We start from the raw sequence: 17,997 nt of genomic DNA on the forward strand, positions 1-17,997 counted from the left end.
CCTGCTCTCCCCTGCATGACCATAAGGAGCCCGGACACCTGGACCGCTGCGCTGCCGTCTCCACTCCACAGAAGCTGTCCGCCGAGCAACGCGACATAGAAGTTGGCCAGGTCGGCTGGGGCGACGAAGTCCAGCGAAATACTCGCGAAACGCACATCTGGTGAACCGGGTGACGCCGCCATGCGGGCATCGCTGGTCGGCTCTGGGCGCTGGGGGCGAGCGTCGCAAGAACGATGACGGCGGCGAGTCCGACGACGAGGGTCCCGCGGGCGTACCGACTCCGGTGGGTTAGTGGCCCATGCGTGGCCCGGCGCTAACGCTCACCGTGATAGACGAAACCCCCCAGGTCTGGTGTGGACACCGTGTGACCTGGGGGTTTGGTGTTGGAGCGGATGCCGGGAATCGAACCCGCGTTCTCGGCTTGGGAGCCAGCCGGGTGGGTCTGGAAAGTGGTGCTGACCTGCGGCGGAGGGTGTGGGCGGGATGCCATTGTTGACAGAGGTTGACCGGGGGCATGTTGTTGGGATGTTGCTGCAGTGTGGCGGGCTTCGGCAATCGGCGGCGCACGTTGCCACGTGCAGGCAAGAGCCCGGATCGTGGGGCCCTGGAGTGGTTCATCGATGGTGTTGGCCGGTTAGGGCACAGTGACGGTCCATTCCGCCCCGGCCATGTCGACGAGTCCGATCTTGCTCACGGTTGCGGCTTCGGGCACTGCGAAGGCGATCTGGACGTCGGTGGTCTCGCCGGGTTCGAGGGTGGCGAGCATAGTTGTGGAGTCGGCCAGTTGGTTTGTGCCCTGGGTGCTGGCAGGATACTGCTCGCCGTTGGCGTAGACGGTTTGCGCGGTCTTATCGAAGACTGCGTCGCTGCCGCCGGGGTTGGTTACTTCGTAGCTCACGATCCGGTAGGTGCCTGAATCTGGGCCAGATGGCCCCCGCATGTCGTCGGGGGCGGGGCTGACGTCGGTGGCGGTGACCTCCACATTGTCCAGCGTGACCGTGTCCCCGAGTTGGGTCGCTTCGGCGGCCGGGTCGGTGCCAGCGTCGCCCGTGGCAGAATCGCTCGTGCCCATCAGGATCGCGCTCAGCAGCGTCAGCACACCCAGCGCCGCCCCGATAACGGCCACGTCGCGGCGGCCCGTCGAGCGCTGCTGGCGCGCACGCCTCCAGCCGAGCCCGCCGCAGACGATCGCTGCCAACGCCAGCAGAACCGTCAGCACCGTAGACGCCTCGACCAGGGCTGCGATAAGACCGAGCAGCCCGAGCACCACACTGGCAACACCCCAGGTTCGGAACCTGATAAGAGTAGAGCGCGCGCGGCGTCGCCCTCCGGTGGCGTGGGTCTCGTTCGACATGTGGGCACGATAACGCTGCGACACTACTCGGTGCACACCGTCGGCGCCGGCGGGAGCCGGCCGCCGGCGGCGCGTCAGCGCCGCCCCTTGATCAGCGCGTCAAGTGGACCAAGATCGTCGCTAGTGTCGGACTCGCGGGCCTGCACTTTCATGACCTGCGGCACGCGGGCAACATCGGGGCGTCGAAAGCCCGTATGTTGCCCCAAGATCTGATGGCACGCATAGGCAATGACGACATGCGGGCGGCGTTGATCTACCAGCGGGCGACCAGTGACGCCGATCAGCTGATCGCTGAACGTCTGTCCGAGCTTGTCGATCAGCATCGCGGTCGGTCTGGTGAGGACGGAGACAACGCCGATCGTGGCTAGTTGTTGGCCGTGCCGGTCGAGATACGATGTTGTTGGCATGTTGCTGTACCGGGTCGAGCACAGCAGAAGGGCCGCTTCCCACGATCGGGAAGCGGCCCTTCTGAGCTGCTATAACGCTCTTGGAGCGGATGACGGGAATCGAACCCGCGTTCTCAGCTTGGGAAGCTGATGTTCTACCATTGAACTACATCCGCCTGCGGCCCCATAGCATACATAAGGCGCTCGTGGCGTTCTCAACCCCCTCCCCCGTCGAGATCACCTGCTTGACCTCGCAACCAAAAGTGACAACACTTGTTGTCGAGTCCGTCTCGCCAGCGCGGAGGGTGGGTGTGTGCCGTGAGTTCCGAAGTTGACACCACCGAGGTAAGCACCGAACGCCTGCCGGATCCGGAGCTGTTCACCCGTGGCCCCCTTCGCCTGGCCAGGTCGTTGTGGAGCACGGGCGATGTGCGTGCCGAGCCTGCGCAGCTACGCCGCCTGCGGATGTACGCCGAGTCCGGGGACCCACAGGCGGACGCGGTCGTCCAGCTCATGGAGGAGCTGCCCGCCGGTCGCGGGCGTGAGCTGTTCGAGCAGGCCCTCACCGGGGGCATCGACTCGGTCAGCGATGCCCCGGAACCGCTGGTCGCCTTCTTCACCGATGTCGAGGCGCCCCCGTACTGGGTCGATCCCGACCGGCTGGAGCGCGGTGCCCGTGCCATCACCCGGACAGGGCTGCTGGGGATGTTCCCGCTTGCTGACATGTCGCTGATGGGCGGGTACCTGGCTTCCCGGGCGGCGAAGACGCTGGTCAGTACTGGCGACCTGGAGTACATGGCGCCGAAGCGGCTCATCGAGACGGCCACCTGGTGGTTGGACGTGACCACGCCGGGCGCGATGCGTCACGGCGAGAAGGGCTACTGCTCGGCCTTGCGTGTCCGGCTGGTGCACGCGCACGTGCGAGCAGCCATGAACCGGCGTGACGACTGGGACTACGAGTCGTGGGACCTGCCGGTCAACCAGGTACAGACGGTCGGCACGCTGCTGCTGTTCTCCCAGGTCTTCGTGTTGGGTACGCAGATGCTCGGCATCCGTTACGCGCAGAGCGAGCGCGACGACATCCTGCACCTGTGGCGCTACATCGGCTGGCTGATGGGTGTCGACGAGGGCCTGCTGCCCGCAGGGGAGGACGACGCGTGGCGGATGCTGTGGCTGCTCGCCTCGACCGAGTTCATCCCCGACGAGGACTCCCGGCGCCTGGCGAACGCGCTTCTACGGTCGCACGGCGGTATCGGGGAGCGCTTCGGGCCGCTGGGTGGCCTCGTCTCGAGCGCGTCCATCGGGCTGCATGCCGCGATCAGCCGGATGCTGCTCGGCGATGCCAACGCCGACTTCCTCGACCTGCCCAACCAGCGGCTTGCCAAGACGGCGGTACTGGGACTCGCTGCGGCGAACTTCGCGACCGAGACCGTGCGCTCGTTCGTTCCCGGTGCCACGATGGCGCAGGAGAAGCTGGGTGCGTTCGCGCGGGGCGCGTACGCACGCCAGCTGGGTCGGCTCGTGCCTCTCGACCCGACGTACGCCTCGCACATGCGCTCGAACTCGTCGAACGCGGCGAGAACGCGCCGCAAGTAAGGAGCCGAAGGTGACAGCGGTTCCATAGAAGGAACCGAATGTCACGTTCGGCCCCCACCCGGATTAGAGTGTTGCCGTGCTGCTCAGTGACCGCGACCTCCGCAAAGAAGTCGAAGCGGGACGTCTCGGCCTCGATCCGTTCGACGCCGAGATGGTTCAGCCTGCCAGTATCGACGTGCGACTGGACCGGTACTTCCGGGTGTTCGACAACTCGAAGTACACCCATATCGACCCGGCGCTGCAGCAGGACGAGCTCACCTCGCTGGTCGAGCAGGACGGGGACGACCCGTTCGTGCTGCACCCCGGAGAGTTCGTGCTCGCCTCCACCTACGAGCAGGTGACCCTGCCGGTGGACCTCGCAGGCAGGCTGGAAGGCAAGTCCTCGCTCGGCAGGCTCGGCCTGCTCACCCACTCGACGGCGGGTTTCATCGACCCCGGCTTCTCCGGGCACATCACGCTCGAGCTGTCCAACGTCGCGAACCTGCCCATCACGCTGTGGCCCGGCATGAAGATCGGGCAGCTGTGCCTGTTCCGGCTGTCCAGCTCGGCCGACTTCCCCTACGGCACCGCCCGGGCCGGATCGCGCTACCAGGGACAACGCGGCCCGACCCCGAGCCGCGCCTACCAGAACTTCCACCGCTCGGACACGAGCAGGCGCTGACCGGCCACGGGTCAGCGCCTGCTCGTGTGGCGTAGGAGGGGCCGGCGATCAGGGCTCCTTGTTGGCGTCCTTCTCGCCTTCCGGCTTGTCCTCGTCGGCCTGCGGCGTTCCGGTCGGTGCCTCATCGGTCGGTAGGTCGGCCTTGCCGTCGGACTCGGCCTCCCCTCCGATCTCCGCGGCGCCGCTGGCCACGGTCGCGGGCTCCTTGTCGCCTCGCTTGACGGAGGACAGCAGCAGCTGCGCCACGTCGAGGACCTCGACGTTGTCGGCCTGGCCCTCGTTCTCCCGCTGGGTGACCCCGTCGCCGAGCATCACACGGCAGAACGGGCAGCCGGTAGCGATCTTCGACGGTGCGGTGCCGAGCGCCTCGTCGACACGCTCCACGTTGATGCGCTTGCCGATACGCTCTTCCATCCACATCCGCGCACCACCGGCACCGCAGCACATCGAGCGCTCGGCGTGCCGCGGCATCTCGCGGAACTGCGCGCCGGAGGCCTCCACCAGGTCGCGGGGCGGTTCGTAGACCTGGTTGTGCCTGCCGAGGAAACACGGGTCGTGGTAGGTCACGCCCTCGGAGACCGGAGCCACCGGGGTGAGGCGCTTCTCCCGCACCAGCCGGTTGAGCAGCTGCGTGTGGTGCACAACCTCGTACTGCCCGCCCAGCTCCGGGTACTCGTTGGCCAGCGTGTTGAAGCAGTGCGCGCAGGTCACCACGATCTTGCGCTGCAGAGGCTCCACGTCCTCGAAGACCGAGTTGAGGACCTCGACGTTCTGCTGGGCCAGCATCTGGAACACGAACTCGTTGCCGGCTCGGCGCGCCGGGTCGCCGGTGCAGGTCTCCTCCGCGCCAAGCACCTGGTACTTCACGCCGGCCATGTGCAGCAGCTCAGCCACGGCCTTGGTGGTCTTCTTCGCGCGGTCCTCGAACGCGCCGGCACAGCCGACCCAGAACAGGTACTCCGTGTCGCCCCACTCGCCCGCGAAGACCGGGACCTCGAAGTCGAGCTCCTTCGTCCAGTCCAGCCGGTCCTTGGCGTTCTGGCCCCACGGGTTGCCCTTGTTCTCCAGGTTCTTGAACATCCCGCCGAGCTCGCTCGGGAAGTTCGACTCGATCATCACCTGGTAGCGGCGCATGTCCACGATGTGGTCCACGTGCTCGATGTCCACAGGGCACTGCTCGACGCAGGCACCGCAGTTCGTGCACGACCACAGCACCTCGGGGTCGATGACCCCCATCTCCTCGGGGCCGCCCACCAGCGGCCGCTCGGCCTCGGCGAGTGCGAGCGCGTCGATGTCCTTGTGCGGGTCGTCCCCGCTGAGCCCGATCTCCTCGCCGGTCATGTCCTTCTTGCCGCCTGCCATCAGGTACGGCGCCTTGGCGTACGCGTGGTCACGCAGCTGCGTGATCATCATCTTCGGCGACAGCGGCTTGCCGGTGTTCCACGCCGGGCACTGATCCTGGCACCGGCCGCACTCGGTGCAGGTGGTGAAGTCCAGCCAGCCCTTCCAGCTGAAGTCCTCGACCTGCCCGGCGCCGAAGACGTCCTGTTCCGGGTCGGCCTCCTCGAAGTCGATCGGCTTGTCCCCGCTGAGCATCGGCTTGAGCTTGCCGAGCGCCACACTGCTGTCGTCCTCGCGCTTGAAGTAGATGTTGAAGAAGGCGCTGAACCGGTGCCAGGCCACGCCCATGGTGAGGAACCGCGAGACCACGATCAGCCAGATCATGCCGCTCATCAGCTTCACGAACGCCGCGACCGAGACCATCACGGGGCTCGACGGCATGATCTCGGCCAGCGGCTGGGTCAGGAAGCTGCTCCACAGCGGCTGGTCCTTGATGCCGGAGGAGAACTGGAAGGTCCGCACCCCGATGAAGCCGAGACCCTCGATGATCACGACGGCCTCGACGAAGTAGGCCTGCCAGAAGTTGGAGCCCGCGAACCGCGACTGGCGGTCGGCGCGACGGGGGTGGTTGAGCTGGCGGATGATCGCCAGCGCGAGCCCGCCTGCGACCGTGCCGATGCCGAGCACCTCGACGACGAGGCCCCACACGGACCAGCCCCCGATCAGCGGCCAGTGGAACTCGGGGTCGAAGACTTCGCCGTAGGCTTCGAACAGCACGATCGCGCCCAGGATGAAGCCCCACATCACGAGCCAGTGCCATGGCCCGACGTGGCGGAGCTTGTTCATCCGCGTGTGCGCGGCGAACTCCTTGAGCATGTTCAGCAGCCGCGGGACGAACGGGCCGTTGCGGCTGGAGTCGGGCTGGCCGAGGCGGATCGTGCGGACGATACGGGTGACCGCGGTGATGAACATCGCCCAGGCGACGATGCTCACCGCTACGGCGATCCCGCCGAGCGTGAGCTCTACAGCACCCATGGAGCGGCGCCTTTCGTTCGGGCTGTCGGGGAGTTGGCTTTGCAGGGAGCGTAACGCTTCCTACCGATGAGTAGCGGATGAGTGGACCCTAAGTCCCACCGATGTGGCATACGACTCGCTGTTTAACTGGACGATCGTACAGGTAGTATTGCGGGGCATAGTGACCTGACCGAGGAGATCACATGGCCGCTTACGTGCTACTCGCCGCCGCGATCGTGTTCGAGGTGATCGGCACGACGGCGCTGAAGCTGTCCGACGGTTTCTCGCGGTTGTGGCCGTCGGTGGCGGTCGTGTTGGGGTACGGCGCGGCGTTCGGCACCCTGGGATACGTGCTCAAGCTCGGCGTCCCCATGGGAGTCGCGTACGCGACCTGGGCTGCGGCCGGCGTCGCGCTCATCGCGCTCGTCGGCGTGGTGTTCTTCCAGGAACAGGTGACCGCGACGATGATGGTCGGGCTGCTCCTCGTCATCGGCGGGGTGGTGTTGCTCGAGCTCGGAGGTGCGCACTGAATGGCGCGTCAGGGTCAGGTCGACGGCCGCAAGGCACGGGGTGAACGGCGGCGCAAGGAGATCATCGACGCCACACTCCGGGTGATCGAGCGCGAAGGGGTCGCTGGTGTCACCCACCGCACGGTCGCGCGGGAGGCCGGTATCCCGACGGCGTCGACGACCTACCACTACGCCACCCTCGACGACCTGCTGATCGCCACGCTCATGGCCTGCGCGCGGGACATGGCCACCGAGGTGTACTGGATGATCGACAGAGCGCGCTCGCGCGAGGGGCTGCGGCGGTCCGCTGACTCCTCGCTCGGCGGCCCGAGCGCTGCCGAGGAGGTGTCCCAGTTGCTCGCCGAAGCGCTCGGGCCGCGGCGGGGACGCACGATGGCCGAGTACGAGCTCTACCTGCTCGCCGCGCGCAAACCCGAATTACGTCCCGCCGCGCGCCGCTGGCTCGACGTGCTCACCTCGATGGTGCGGCACGACGACGAGGTGGCGTTCCGCGTGTTCCTCGCCGGTATCGACGGGTTGCTCATCCAGGGCCTGATCGACGACGAGCCGCCGACCGCCGAGGAGCTGCGGCCGGTGGTGGAGTACCTGCTCAAACCGCACTGACCGTGCGCGCGTCGGGGACGGGCCAGGCACGCGGATCACATCTCGGGCGTGCCGTGCCTGCGCAGGAAGTGCCCGGCGTAACGGTTGGCCTCGCGCGCCTCCGGCAGGTCGGCCCATGCCTGGAACACGTGGATCTGCTCCGGCCAGATCTGGAGCTCGCACGGTACGCCCTCCGCGCGCAGCGAGGCCGCCATGCGGTGCGCGTCGTCGCGGAGGCATTCGGAGTCGCTCACCTGGATCAGGGTCGGCGGCCATGCCGTCTTGTCGGCGTCGAGCACGTTGACCCGGGGCTCGTCGGGGCTTGTCTCCCCCAGGTAGGCCTCGCAGGACAGCCGGGTCGCCGCGGGTGCAAGGAACGGGTCCCGGACGGTCGAGTCCATCTCCTCCAGCCGTGCGCAGCTGAGATCGAACAGCGGGGAGTACAGCGCCACCGCTGCCGGCAGCGGCAGCTCCGCGCGGGTGAGGTCGGCGAGCAGGCATGCGGCGAGGTGCCCGCCTGCGGAATCGCCTGCCACGCGGATCCGCCCGGGGTCGATCCCCTGGTCGAGCAACTCCCGGTAGGCGGTGAGGCAGTCATCGGCCGCGGCGGGGAACGGGTCCTCCGGCGCGCGGCGGTAGTGCGGCAGGAACACCGGCATCTCGGTGTTGCGGGAGATCTGGTGTGCCAGCACCCGGTGAGACCGGTGAGACCCGAAGACGAAACCGCCACCGTGCAGGTGCAGGACGACTCCGTTGGAGGCGTGCGCCTGTCGTGCGCGCAGCCAGGTGCCGCGCACCGAGCCGTGCCTGGCAGGCCATGTGGTGGCCGAGCGGCTCAACCGCACGAGCCCGGACGCGTCGGTGATCGTACGGAGCGCGTGCAGCCGCACACCGCGAGGTACCCAGCCTTCGACGAGCGGCCGGACCCGGCTCCGGTAGAAGTTCGTGAGCTGCACGCTGCGCTCGCTCGGCGCGTCGGGTACGTGCACCTGGACGTTTTCCTCGTCCATCGGTGTGACCACGTCGGCACCTCCTTCCACTCATGGACCCGTGTTGCCCGGCGCTGCACAGGGACCTTCGATTGTGCGTCGGCGGTCGCGGCAAGGCCAGGGGGCGGGCAGTGGTATCCGACGGTGGAGCTTGCCGCGCGATCGGGGTCGGCCGGCGACACCGGCCGACCCCGCGCGGATGGCCCGACGAGCAGTTACTGCTCGTGAATACCGGTGATCAGCGCACGACCGATGGCGTGGCTGAACAGGTTGAAGCCGAGGAACGCGGGCGTGCCGTCGGAGAAGCCGAGCGACTCCACGTCCACGGCGTGGACGGCGAACATGTAACGATGCGGGCCGTGCCCGGGAGGCGGGGCGGCGCCGATGTACCGGCGAGCGCCCGCGTCGTTGGGCAGCGTGAGCGATCCGGACGGCAGGCCGCTGCCGCTGTCGTCGCCCGCTCCGGACGGTAGCTCGGTGACCGACGTCGGGATGTCGAACACGGCCCAGTGCCAGAACCCGCTGGCGGTGGGGGCGTCGGGGTCGAAGCAGGTGACGGTGAAGCTCTTGGTCCCCGCGGGGAAACCGGACCAGCTCAGCTGCGGCGAGACGTCCTGGCCGCCCGCGCCCATGATCCCGGACACCTGCGCGTTGGCGAGCGCGCCTCCGTCCGTGACGTCGGTGCTGGTGACGGTGAACGTGGGTACCTGCGGCAAGAAATCGTAGGGGTTGGGTGGCTGCGGCATCGTTCCTCCTGGTTCTGCTACGGCGTTCAGAGGATTCCCCCGGCGTGAGCCTAGTAGGGCGTGCGTCCTGCTCGATCGGGCGAGGCCGGCGAGCGGCCGGGGATTACCGTTGCGTCCGACCTCGGGGAACTCTCAGGGACGAGGCCGGGATGTCCCTGATGTACCCGCAGCGCCCGGCTCGCTATGTTTGGTTCGGTTCCGGGCGGCGAAGGGGGTACGGCATGGCCAGAGCGGGGATGGCGCTCGCCGGGGTGGCGCTGATCGGGGTCGGCGTGCTACTCGCTTCCGCGCGGCTGTCGCCGTCATCGGAGCTCTACGCCGCGGAGCCGGATGAGCGCGTGGACTCGGTGGAGCTCGCCACCCGGTCCGGGGATGTGCGGGTACGCGTCGGGTCCGGCGACTCCGTTCGGGTCGAGCAGCGGGTGTCGTACTGGTGGGGCGCCCCTGGCCCGGGCTACGAGGTCCGGGACGGCACTCTCCTGCTGGAGGACTGCGGGCGGTTCTGCGGCGCGGACTACGACGTGGTGGTGCCGGACGGCGTCACGGTCACCGGCGCGGTCCGCTCCGGTGATGTGGAGCTGACCGGGGTGGCAGGCATCGAGCTGCGGGCACGTTCGGGTGCTGTCACCGGGCGCGACGTGACCGGGCCGGTGCGGGTGACGTCGCGCTCCGGCGACATCGACCTCGACCTGGCCGAGCCTGCCGACGTGGCGGCCGAGGCGCGCAGTGGCGATGTCACCCTGTCCGTCCCGGACGCGCGCTACCGGGTGGACGGCTCGTCCCGGAGCGGCGAGCGGCGCATCGAGATCCCCACCGAACCCGATGCCGAGCACGACCTGACCCTCGACACCCGCAGCGGCACCGTGACGGTGCGCCCAGCCACCGCGCCGTGAGGGAGCCGAAGGTGACCCTGGGTTCTTAGAAGGAGCCCAGGGTCACCTTCGGCTCCCCGGCTGCGCCGGCGAATCGGGAACATTTATCGCTGCGCAAGCGTTACCCTGGCAGAAAGGTTGAGTGCTGAAGGCTCAACTCCAGTTTGACTGCGCTACGATGAAGCTACTAGGACTTGAGTACGGCATGCTCAACCCGAGCATGCAACCGTAATGCCAGGAGGGATAAACACATGGCGCGAGTGGTCGGCATCGACCTCGGCACGACCAACTCGGTCGTTTCCGTCCTTGAGGGCGGTGAGCCGACGGTCATCGCGAACTCGGAAGGGGCGAGGACGACCCCCTCGGTCGTGGCCTTCGCCAAGAACGGCGAGGTCCTGACGGGCCAGCCTGCCAAGAACCAGGCGGTCACCAACTCGGACAGGACCATCAGGTCAGTCAAACGCCACATGGGCACTGACTGGAAGGTCGAGGTCGATGGGAAGAACTACACCCCGCAGGAGATCAGCGCGCGCGTGCTGATGAAGCTCAAGCGGGATGCGGAGTCCTACCTCGGCGAGGAAGTCACCGACGCGGTGATCACCGTTCCCGCGTACTTCGAGGACGCCCAGCGTCAGGCCACCAAGGAGGCCGGGCAGATCGCGGGCCTGAACGTCCTGCGGATCGTCAACGAGCCCACCTCGGCTGCGCTGGCCTACGGGCTGGACAAGGGCGAGAAGGAGCAGACCATCCTGGTCTTCGACCTCGGTGGCGGCACCTTCGACGTGTCCCTGCTCGAGCTCGGCGAGGGCGTGGTCGAGGTTCGTGCGACCAGCGGTGACAACCACCTCGGTGGCGACGACTGGGACGAGCGGATCGTCGACTGGCTGGTGGACAAGTTCAAGGCCTCGAACGGCATCGACCTGAAGAAGGACCCGATGGCGCTGCAGCGGATCAAGGAAGCCGCTGAGAAGGCCAAGATCGAACTGACCAGCTCCTCGACGACGAACATCAACCTGCCTTACATCACGGTCGACTCGGACAAGAACCCGCTGTTCATGGACGAGACGCTGTCCAGGGCCGAGTTCGAGAAGATCACCTCCGACCTGCTGGACCGCACCAAGGCACCGTTCAACAACGTCATCAAGGACGCGGGTATCTCCGTCGGTGACATCGACCACGTGGTGCTGGTCGGCGGCTCGACCCGGATGCCTGCCGTCGTGGACCTGGTCAAGGAGCTGACCGGCGGCAAGGAGCCGAACAAGGGCGTGAACCCGGACGAGGTCGTCGCCGTCGGTGCCGGGTTGCAGGCCGGTGTGCTCAAGGGTGAGGTCAAGGACGTCCTGCTGCTGGATGTCACCCCCTTGTCCCTGGGTATCGAGACAAAGGGCGGGGTGTTCACCAAGCTCATCGAGCGCAACACCACGATCCCGACGAAGCGCAGCGAGATCTTCTCCACGGCCGACGACAACCAGCCGTCCGTGCAGATCCAGGTCTTCCAGGGTGAGCGGGAGATCGCCGCGCACAACAAGAAGCTCGGCAGCTTCGAGCTGACCGGTATCCCGCCCGCCCCGCGCGGCGTGCCGCAGATCGAGGTGACCTTCGACATCGATGCCAACGGCATCGTGCACGTCACGGCAAAGGACCTCGGCACCGGTAAGGAACAGAGCATCAAGATCACCGGTGGTTCCGCGCTCCCGCAGGAAGACATCGACGAGATGATCAAGGAGGCGGAGCAGCACGCCGAGGAGGACCGCAAGCGCCGGGAGGCCGCGGAGACCCGCAACCAGGCCGAGACCCTCGTCTACCAGACCGAGAAGTTCCTCAACGAGAACGACGAGCAGCTTCCCGACGAGGTCAAGACGAAGGTCAAGGGCGCGATCGACGAGGCCAACGAGGCTCTCAAGGGCGAGGACACCGAGGCGATCAGCGCGGCCATCGAGAAGCTCACGAACGAGTCGCAGGCGATGGGCTCCTCGCTCTACTCGGACGCGAACGCGGCCGCTGCCGGCGCTGCCGGTGCGGCGGGTGCCGATGCCGGCGCGACCGACGCCGGTTCGGATGCCCAGTCCGGCAACGAGGACGTCGTTGACGCAGAGATTGTCGATGAGGACGACAAGAAGTGACAGCGAACGATCAAGAGTTCCAGGACAAGCCGGAGGAGCCGGTCGTGGTGCGGGATCGCCGCAAGGTTGACCCGGAAACCGGTGAACTGCGCGCTCAGGAGGCCGAGACCGACCTCGCTCAGGAGGTCGCCGCCGATGCGGCGGGCGAGGGCCTTGCCGGGCCCAGCGGGGTGGCCACCTCGGGTGCGGAGCAGGACGCGGCGGCCGATGTGGAGAGGCAGCTCGCCGAGCGGACCGCCGATCTGCAGCGGTTGCAGGCGGAGTACGCCAACTACCGCAAGCGGGTCGACCGGGACCGGGAGGCCGTGATCGCCTCGACCAAGGCCTCGCTGGTCGGCGAGCTGCTCCCGCTGATCGACGACATCGAGCGGGCAGAGTCGCATGGTGACCTGACGGGCGCGTTCAAGGCCGTCGCGGACAAGTTGCTGGCGACCCTGCAGCAGGCGGGACTGGAAGCCTTCGGCCAGGAGGGCGAGCCGTTCGACCCGAGCGTGCACGAGGCCGTGCAGCACTCCACCTCGCCGGATGTGCAGGGCCCGACGGTTTCGGCGGTGCTGCGCCGCGGCTACCGGATGGGCGACAGAGTGGTGCGCGCGGCGATGGTGGCGGTGACCGACAGCGAGTCGGTCACTCCTGAGCCGCCTGCCGACGTCGCCGGCGACGGCGACGTTACGGAGCAGGTGAGTACGCCCAGCGGTGAGCAGGAACAGAGCTGACGCGAAAGGAGGAGACGTCCGGTGAGTGCTCGGGAGTGGGTCGGTAAGGACTTCTACCGTGAGCTGGGCGTCTCCTCCGACGCGTCGCAGGACGAGATCAAGAAGGCGTACCGCAAGCTCGCGCGGGAGAACCACCCGGACGCGAACCCGGGAGACGCCGAGGCTGAACGGAAGTTCAAGGCGGTCTCCGAGGCGTACGGCGTGCTGTCGGATCCGGAGAAGCGCAAGGAGTACGACGAGGCGCGCAGCCTGTTCGGGTCCGGCCGCGGCACCGGCGGTGGGTTCGGCTTCCCGGGCGGTGGTGGCAACGGCGGTTTCGACTTCGGTGACCTGTTCACCGGCGGGACGCGCGGCCAGGCCGGAGGCCCGGCAGGCGGGTTCGGCGGTCTCGGCGACATCCTCGGCGGGCTGTTCAACCGGCGCGGTGGCGGTCCGACCACGGCGGGGCCGTCGATGTCGCAGCGCGGCTCCGATGTGGAGACCGACGTTCGGATCGACTTCGCAGAGGCGGTCAAGGGTGCGACTGTGCCGCTGCGCCTGTCCAGCCCGGCGACCTGCGGTACGTGCGCGGGCAGTGGTTCGCGGCCGGGGACGTCCGCGCGCACCTGCGCAACCTGCGGCGGTGCCGGGCTGATCAGCACGAGCCAGGGTGCGTTCGCGTTCTCCGAGCCGTGCAGGGACTGCCGGGGCCGCGGCGCGATCGTCGAGTCGCCGTGCACGGAATGCGCAGGCGCGGGCACCAGCACCCGGACGCGCACGCTGACCGTGCGCATTCCGCCAGGGGTGTCGGACGGTCAGCGGATCCGGCTCGCCGGGCAGGGTGAGCCCGGGCGCGGTGGGGCGCTGTCCGGTGACCTGTACGTGCGGGTCCATGTCACGCCGCACCCGGTGTTCGGCCGGTCCGGGAACAACCTGACCATCACGGTGCCGGTGGACTTCTCCGAGCTGGTGCTCGGCGGGACCCTGTCGGTTCCGACGCTGGACGGCAAGGTATCGGTGAAGATCCCGGCGGGGGCCAGCAGCGGCAAGGTGCTGCGGGTGCGTGGCAAGGGGATCGCCAAGCGGGACGGCACGGTCGGCGACCTGCTGGTCACGTTGCAGGTGAACGTGCCGACCTCGCTGAGCGAGACGGCGCGGTCCGCGTTGCGCACCTACGCCGAGGAAATGGCCGACCATGATCCCCGGCCGGAGATCACGAAGATGCTCAAGGATCGGTGAGGGCGATGGCTTTCGGTGACCTGCCGCGCGGCGCGGATGAGCACACCCCGGTTTTCGTGATCTCGGTGGCCGCCGAGCTGTCGGGGCTGCACGCGCAGACCCTGCGCACCTACGACCGGATGGGTCTGGTGTCGCCTGGCCGGACGTCGGGCGGCGGCAGGCGCTACTCGATGCGCGACATCGCCATGCTCCGCGAGGTGCAGCGCCTCTCCCAGGAGAACGGCGTGAACCTCGCGGGGGTCAAGCGCATCATCGAGCTGGAGAACGAGGTCGAGGCGCTGCGCGGCCGGGTGGCCGAGCTGACGGAGGAGCTATCCGCGGCCTACGCCGCCGCGGAGCAGGCCGCGGCGGCGGTGCACGCGTCCTACCGAAGGGATCTCGTGCCGTTCCGCAAGCAGGACGCGCTCGTGGTGTGGCGCCCGCAGAACCGTCGTTAGCGGGTAAGCGACTCTGTGCCCGCGCGAGACGGGGCGTTACCCGCGCAGGGCCTCTTCCAGTGTGGACAGTTTCTCGGCGATGGCCATGGTGTCGCACCCCGTGAGGGTGCACCATGCACTGTCGTCTGGGGTGAGCAGCAACCTGCCCGATTCCGTGTCGATCCAGCACGGCATGGGCGCCGTGGTCGCGCGCCGCTTGTTCATGCCGTCCCGGATGGCGGCGTAGAGCTGGCCCGCGTACTGCCGCTCCGTGTCCAGCCACCGCTGCATGCGTTTGGTGTCGCTGGCCGATGGGCCGGACGGTAGTGACTTGCCTGCCTGTAGCGCCTCCAGCTCGGCCACCGAGCAGGTGATCGACTTCAACTGGGCGGCGGGAGTGTCCGGCAGGGCGACGGCCAGCCGCACCCCGAGTTGCTCGTGCGGGATCGGCTCGAGCTGGATCGTGGTGCCGTCCTTCGTGATCAGCAGTGCGTCCCGGCCGGTCATGGCGGTGCGTGCGGTCCACTCACCGCCCTCTGCGGCGGTGTAGAAGGTGTAGTACTCCACGGCGGGGCGTTGCACGAGGACCAGCGTGTCGTAGAACTCCTCGCTGATCCGGTTTCCCGAGGTGAGTCCCTGCTCGCGGAGCTCGCGCAGCACCCGCACATCACGCTCGGCGGCAAGCTCCGGCGGGTACCAGAGCTCGCCGCCGAGCAGCGTGGTGTGGGGTTCGCCGAGGTTCTCCTTGTCCAGCAGCGTGGTGTAGGTCTCCAGGCTGATGGTCACCGGCTGCCTGATCACTGGTGTCGCTCCCCCTGCGCCTGCCGTCTACTCGCCGATGACCCCGTCGATGATGACCTGCCCGGTGACCGGGTCGTACTCCTTCTCGCCGTGCTCGTCGCGCATCACGGGAAGGCCGCTGTCGAGCTGTTCGTCCTGGACGTACTTGCGCTCGTGCTCCTCGTCGCCGCCGCCCTGGCCGCCACGGCCACCACCGGCGCCCATCATGCCGCCACCCATCGGGCGGGCACCGGCGGCGCCGCCTGCGTGGCCACCGCCTGCCGCGGCGCTACCGCCGGAACCGGTCGGGCCGAACTGGCCCTGCCCCGTCATCGAGCCAGGACCACCCATACCGCCGGCAGCGCCACTCCTTGCGGCCCCGCCTGCGCCTCCCGCAGCACCGGCACCACCTGCGGCAGCGCCGCCGCTGGCCATGCCACCGGCCACCATGCCACCGGCACCGGCCATGCCGGCGCCACCGGAACCGGAGCCGGTCGGACCGAAGTCACCGCTCGCCGAGTTGCCCGAACCGATCCCCGAGGCGCCCGTGTCACTCGGCGGGATGACCGTGCCATCCGGACGTACGAGGCTGCCGTCGGGGCGGCGGATGGTCCCGTCGGGGTAGCGGATACTGCCGTCCGGCAGGCGCACCCCACCGGAACCAGGACCCGAGCCGTTGCTTCCGCCGTACCCGGTGCCTCCACCTCCGGAGCCTGACCCGGCGCCACCGACGCCTACCGTGCCGCCACCAGTGCCGGCACCCGGCACCGTGGGTGCCGTGCCACCGCCGCCGGTCGTGCCCGCCGGGGTGACACCGGCGGTCCCGCCGGTCGCCGTCGGGGTAGTGCTATCGGAAGGGCCGATGGGGCCCGAGATTCCCGAACCGGGACCCGATCCGGAACCGCCGCCACCGAGTTTCGGGATCTCGATCTCGTCGAACCGGCTTTTCAGCGACGACTGGTTCTGCTGGGTCGTTGCCTCGTACTCCCTGTACTTGGCGATGTTGTGGCGTTCCTTCTCGGCGCGCTCCGCGTCGAGCTCCTCTTGGGACGCTTTGAATGGGGTGTAGTTGCCGATCAGCCCCGCTTCCTTGCGCTCCGGGACCGGAATCATCTCGTCCCGGGTCTTTTCGAACGCCGATGATTGGCTCCCCATGCTGCGCGCTGCCGGTTCCAGGTTGTTCGACGCCGTGCCGGCTGCCTCGAACAACTGGTTGATGACCCCTTTGACGTTCTCGGCGGTGGCGCCCTTCCAGGAGTCATCCACCGACATCTCCAGCGCAGCCAGCTCAGTGATCAGGTCTTCATGCTCTTGACGCAACTTCGTGGAAGCATCCTGACCCTCGGCCAGGGTCTTGGGTACGCGCTCTCCCTGGTGCATGGCGTCATAAATGCCTGCGCCCGAGTAGCACTGCAAGAGTTCGTCACTCATCACGTATCTCCCCGAAGTGTTTCAATTCCCAGTTCGGCCAGCTGGTAGGCGGCGTCGCAGGGCGCGTCATGGTGCTCGCTGCGCTCCTCGTTGGAGAAGGTCACCTGGACATCGAGGCCGGCATCATCTCGCAAACCGGTGTATATGCCACATTCCCCCTTGTCTCGCCGGTCATGTTCGGCGGCGATGACGACTGGGTGGCCGTGGATGTCATCGGCTTCCTCGAAGAGTTCGATGAGGTCGTCCTGATGAACCGAATAGACGTGGCTGATTCCCCCTCGTTCTCCCTGCGCCAACGTCACGGTGAAAGTGCCAGCGCGTACTCCCTCCAAGATGTATGAGCAGACCGCTCCCGCGCTGGCATCGAGTTCTTCTTCGCTGGTGTCGACGGGGAATCCGGCTGCAGCGAGCTCGTTGTCGGGGTGAACGGAGCAAGGATCGCGCTCGAACGCCCTCAGATCCGTGATCGGGTCTTTCACTGCGGGTGCTCCGCTGTGCGGAAGGTCGGAGTCGGGTTCGTTCGTGGTGCTGGTGTCGGGGTTATCGTTGTCGGTCGGGTTGGGTTCGCCGACTGTGCTGTCTCCGCATCCGGTTACCAGCAACGCCGTCAGCGCTCCGAACGCCATGATCGCGCGAGCGTGCATCAGGCGTCGGCCTTTCCGAGGTTGTCGGCGACGTCCTGTTCGTGGGCGAGGTAGTTCTTCTTGGCCGACTCGAGCTCACGTATGAATTCGTTGTAGGCTTTCACGACCTTATCGTGGTAGGTCAGGTAGTCGGCTGACATCTCGTCTGCTGCCGCTTTGTACTGTGCGCTGACTTGTTCCTTACCGCTATCGATGTCGCGAATACTGACGGCCCGTTCTCTAACGATGTCTAACTGATCGGCGATCCGTCCGACGCGTTCGATGATTTTGTCGATGCCTTCTTCGGTGAACTCGATGTCGCCGATTTGTCCGGATATTCGTGCCCGTTCCTGGGCCTCTTGCATGTAGTTGAATGCCTTGTAGGCACCGCCGATGAACGGTAGGCGCTCGGCATCGTCCATATCGATCGTGCCCTGCTGGCTGTCGGACTCGGTTGTGTCCTCCGGCGTGGAAGGTTCCCCGTCTTCCGTGTAGCCATCCGGCTTCGGCACTGGCCCGATCTGGGGCATGTCGTTCCCTCCTCAGATAACCCCGCTGGGCAGCCCCCATAATCCTGCCTGAGCTGCGTGACGCGCACCGACGTTTACGCTAGCAACGC

At 67.6% G+C, this 17,997-nt stretch carries 18 protein-coding genes and 1 tRNA gene; 9 read left to right on the top strand and 10 right to left on the bottom strand.

What is annotated here, in order from left to right:
- Positions 1-634: 634 nt before the first annotated feature.
- The 3 genes from CHB84_RS14345 to CHB84_RS14355 form a co-directional block, all read right to left on the bottom strand.
- Positions 635-1,354, bottom strand: a complete 720-nt coding sequence (locus CHB84_RS14345) for a DUF4352 domain-containing protein (RefSeq protein WP_089302120.1) — start codon at positions 1,352-1,354, stop codon at positions 635-637.
- 74 nt (positions 1,355-1,428) lie between these two features.
- The gene (locus CHB84_RS22955) at positions 1,429-1,761 is read right to left on the bottom strand and encodes a hypothetical protein (RefSeq protein ID WP_176439967.1); all 333 of its coding nucleotides are present in this window, start codon (positions 1,759-1,761) and stop codon (positions 1,429-1,431) included.
- An 81-nt stretch (positions 1,762-1,842) separates the two neighbouring features.
- Positions 1,843-1,916: transfer RNA gene (locus CHB84_RS14355), tRNA-Gly, on the bottom strand.
- Positions 1,917-2,058: 142 nt separating this feature from the next.
- Between CHB84_RS14355 and CHB84_RS14360 the strand changes: the two genes are divergently transcribed.
- Together CHB84_RS14360 and dcd are read left to right on the top strand one after the other, a co-directional pair.
- The gene (locus tag CHB84_RS14360) at positions 2,059-3,336 is read left to right on the top strand and encodes an oxygenase MpaB family protein (RefSeq protein ID WP_245818747.1); all 1,278 of its coding nucleotides are present in this window, start codon (positions 2,059-2,061) and stop codon (positions 3,334-3,336) included.
- A gap of 76 nt (positions 3,337-3,412) precedes the next feature.
- Positions 3,413-3,997 (top strand): dCTP deaminase, encoded by a 585-nt coding sequence (gene dcd, locus CHB84_RS14365; RefSeq protein WP_089302121.1) that lies wholly within the window; start codon positions 3,413-3,415, stop codon positions 3,995-3,997.
- 48 nt (positions 3,998-4,045) lie between these two features.
- Here dcd and CHB84_RS14370 read toward each other — a convergent pair whose 3' ends face one another.
- A complete protein-coding gene (locus CHB84_RS14370; protein WP_089302122.1) occupies positions 4,046-6,373 on the bottom strand; it encodes a 4Fe-4S dicluster domain-containing protein in 2,328 nt (775 codons plus the stop codon).
- A 182-nt stretch (positions 6,374-6,555) separates the two neighbouring features.
- Here CHB84_RS14370 and CHB84_RS14375 point away from each other — a divergent pair, with 182 nt between their 5' ends.
- Complete coding sequence (locus CHB84_RS14375) at positions 6,556-6,882, top strand: DMT family transporter (protein WP_089302123.1); 327 nt, start codon at positions 6,556-6,558, stop codon at positions 6,880-6,882.
- The gene (locus tag CHB84_RS14380) at positions 6,883-7,485 is read left to right on the top strand and encodes a TetR/AcrR family transcriptional regulator (protein ID WP_089302124.1); all 603 of its coding nucleotides are present in this window, start codon (positions 6,883-6,885) and stop codon (positions 7,483-7,485) included. It abuts the gene before it with no gap.
- A 35-nt stretch (positions 7,486-7,520) separates the two neighbouring features.
- On the opposite strand, the gene CHB84_RS14385 is transcribed toward CHB84_RS14380, so the two are convergent.
- Together CHB84_RS14385 and CHB84_RS14390 are read right to left on the bottom strand one after the other, a co-directional pair.
- Positions 7,521-8,486, bottom strand: coding sequence for an alpha/beta hydrolase (locus CHB84_RS14385; protein ID WP_089302125.1), 966 nt, complete (start codon positions 8,484-8,486; stop codon positions 7,521-7,523).
- A 182-nt stretch (positions 8,487-8,668) separates the two neighbouring features.
- On the bottom strand, positions 8,669-9,199 hold the full coding sequence (locus tag CHB84_RS14390; protein ID WP_089302126.1) for a YbhB/YbcL family Raf kinase inhibitor-like protein: 531 nt from the start codon (positions 9,197-9,199) through the stop codon (positions 8,669-8,671).
- 221 nt (positions 9,200-9,420) lie between these two features.
- Here CHB84_RS14390 and CHB84_RS14395 point away from each other — a divergent pair, with 221 nt between their 5' ends.
- From CHB84_RS14395 to CHB84_RS14415, 5 genes are all read left to right on the top strand, one after another.
- Positions 9,421-10,092 carry a DUF4097 family beta strand repeat-containing protein gene (locus CHB84_RS14395; RefSeq protein ID WP_176439968.1) on the top strand — a complete coding sequence of 224 codons (672 nt, stop codon included), beginning with the start codon at positions 9,421-9,423 and terminating at the stop codon, positions 10,090-10,092.
- Between the two features lie 230 nt (positions 10,093-10,322).
- Positions 10,323-12,194, top strand: a complete 1,872-nt coding sequence (dnaK, locus tag CHB84_RS14400; RefSeq protein ID WP_089302128.1) for a molecular chaperone DnaK — start codon at positions 10,323-10,325, stop codon at positions 12,192-12,194.
- Positions 12,191-12,910, top strand: a complete 720-nt coding sequence (gene grpE / locus CHB84_RS14405) for a nucleotide exchange factor GrpE (protein WP_089302129.1) — start codon at positions 12,191-12,193, stop codon at positions 12,908-12,910. Before dnaK ends, grpE begins: the two co-directional genes overlap by 4 nt.
- A 21-nt stretch (positions 12,911-12,931) precedes the next feature.
- Positions 12,932-14,128, top strand: a complete 1,197-nt coding sequence (gene dnaJ, locus CHB84_RS14410; RefSeq protein ID WP_089302130.1) for a molecular chaperone DnaJ — start codon at positions 12,932-12,934, stop codon at positions 14,126-14,128.
- A 5-nt stretch (positions 14,129-14,133) separates the two neighbouring features.
- On the top strand, positions 14,134-14,565 hold the full coding sequence (locus CHB84_RS14415; RefSeq protein WP_089302131.1) for a heat shock protein transcriptional repressor HspR: 432 nt from the start codon (positions 14,134-14,136) through the stop codon (positions 14,563-14,565).
- A 36-nt stretch (positions 14,566-14,601) separates the two neighbouring features.
- Here CHB84_RS14415 and CHB84_RS14420 read toward each other — a convergent pair whose 3' ends face one another.
- From CHB84_RS14420 to CHB84_RS14435, 4 genes are read right to left on the bottom strand one after another with little or no spacing between them, the layout of a single operon-like run.
- Positions 14,602-15,345: an ESX secretion-associated protein EspG gene (locus CHB84_RS14420; protein WP_089302132.1), complete on the bottom strand. Its 744-nt coding sequence runs from the start codon at positions 15,343-15,345 to the stop codon at positions 14,602-14,604.
- A 27-nt stretch (positions 15,346-15,372) separates the two neighbouring features.
- Positions 15,373-16,755: a WXG100 family type VII secretion target gene (locus tag CHB84_RS22960; protein WP_089302133.1), complete on the bottom strand. Its 1,383-nt coding sequence runs from the start codon at positions 16,753-16,755 to the stop codon at positions 15,373-15,375.
- Positions 16,755-17,381, bottom strand: coding sequence for a DUF3558 domain-containing protein (locus tag CHB84_RS14430; RefSeq protein WP_176439969.1), 627 nt, complete (start codon positions 17,379-17,381; stop codon positions 16,755-16,757). The genes CHB84_RS22960 and CHB84_RS14430 overlap by 1 nt, the downstream gene beginning before the upstream one ends.
- 17 nt (positions 17,382-17,398) lie before the next feature.
- Positions 17,399-17,908, bottom strand: coding sequence for a hypothetical protein (locus tag CHB84_RS14435; protein ID WP_089302135.1), 510 nt, complete (start codon positions 17,906-17,908; stop codon positions 17,399-17,401).
- Positions 17,909-17,997 lie beyond the last annotated feature (89 nt).

This window comes from Haloechinothrix alba (genome assembly GCF_900188115.1).
Taxonomy (GTDB): Bacteria; Actinomycetota; Actinomycetes; order Mycobacteriales; family Pseudonocardiaceae; genus Haloechinothrix; species Haloechinothrix alba.